Source organism: Secundilactobacillus paracollinoides DSM 15502 = JCM 11969 (genome assembly GCF_001311135.1).
GTDB lineage: Bacteria > Bacillota > Bacilli > Lactobacillales > Lactobacillaceae > Secundilactobacillus > Secundilactobacillus paracollinoides.
In genome coordinates, this window is the sequence record NZ_BBAG01000152.1 from 1 (window position 1) to 1,271 (window position 1,271).

General features: G+C 31.0%; 2 protein-coding genes. One reads left to right on the plus strand and one right to left on the minus strand.

What is annotated here, in order from left to right; genetic code table 11:
• Positions 1-32: 32 nt before the first annotated feature.
• Positions 33-173, minus strand: coding sequence for an AbiH family protein (locus JCM11969_RS20625; RefSeq protein WP_082409456.1), 141 nt, complete (start codon positions 171-173; stop codon positions 33-35).
• Positions 174-378: 205 nt separating this feature from the next.
• Here JCM11969_RS20625 and JCM11969_RS16695 point away from each other — a divergent pair.
• Positions 379-1,271 (plus strand): hypothetical protein (locus JCM11969_RS16695; RefSeq protein ID WP_156319425.1); only part of this gene is annotated, 893 nt, incomplete at its 3' end.

Sequence of the window (1,271 nt, forward strand, 5' to 3'; positions counted from 1 at the left end):
ATAACCAATAATTTCGTCGGCTTTCTTATCTTTTAAATCAGCAATCTGGCTGATGAATTTTTTTTTCTTTTTTGTTTAGTTACGCTATTATCGATAAAATCTTTAAAAGTTGATGGTAGTCCGCATTGTAGATCAAAGCCATTTCCTATAATAAGCAATTTCTGTACATTCATTATGCTATATAACACTCCTTATTTGATTACACTTAATATATATATTGTAACCCCACTCATATACGTGTATAACATTTTTCGACATTATAATTGATATTAATTGTTACCGGTTACAAGCACAAGTATCATTTATGTGAAATGTCATCTTATGTTAAGATTAATATTGGTTATTTTTGATTTGTCATTTTTTGAGGAGGTTCTTTTATTGAAATGTCTTATTAGCGAAATGGATCGTAACATTCTCATGAATAGTAACTTTTTAAAAGCAACACCAGAGTTAGGCGAAATATATAAGTTATTAACCAATAGTAAACATTTGGAGGATTCTGATGTTGACAACCAAGCCTTAAGGATGAAAATCAAAAGACAAGTTTCAGAATGGGTTCACGCTTCTTTAGGTGAATGGAAGGTCGAAAATACTAAATCTCCACATTTAGTTAGCGAAGCAGAAAAAAGAGAAGCCAAGTTTAGATGTGCTTTTTGCAATAGTAAGCTGACTAGAACAGTAATGTTCTTGTATAACGAATCAAATAATCGTGAAATTATTTTAGGTAGTGATTGCGCAAAAAAAGTGGATTCTCCTGAATTTATGATTAGCGAACATATTGCAAAAAACTCAGTGCAATTGGGTCGCCTTGAACATCTTGAGACTATTTATACTCAATTAGAGGATTGCATAAAGCGAGGCCAAGCCAGAAATAAAGGTCTTGAATTTATAACTTCAAAAAGATTGGATGACGCTTTTGATAATAATTTTGAAACCTTAGAGAGAGCAGTTAAACGTTATTTAAAAACTGGTTTCTTTATAGGCACTGCTAAGAAAATTCCGACGTATATTGTTAAATTTAAGCACATCGTCGATAGGGTGGACCAGTTTGAAAAAAATGCTAAATTGGAGCCGCAATTATATTTGTCAAAATATACAGTTATGGACGAGAATAGAATTAATCCTGATGGCATAATTACAATTATTTCTGAAGTTAAAGAAAATGGTGGCAAAATTAGTACCGAAGTAGCAAGCCAACTTTTTAATTTTAATTTTTTAGAAACTGTAGGTATTAAATATCAAAGGAATACCTTATTATCTAAATACAGGAG

Bases quoted from the DNA above. Each gene is read 5' to 3' on its own strand.
- JCM11969_RS20625 (WP_082409456.1), bottom strand. From the start codon at position 173: ATGAATGTACAGAAATTGCTTATTATAGGAAATGGCTTTGATCTACAA.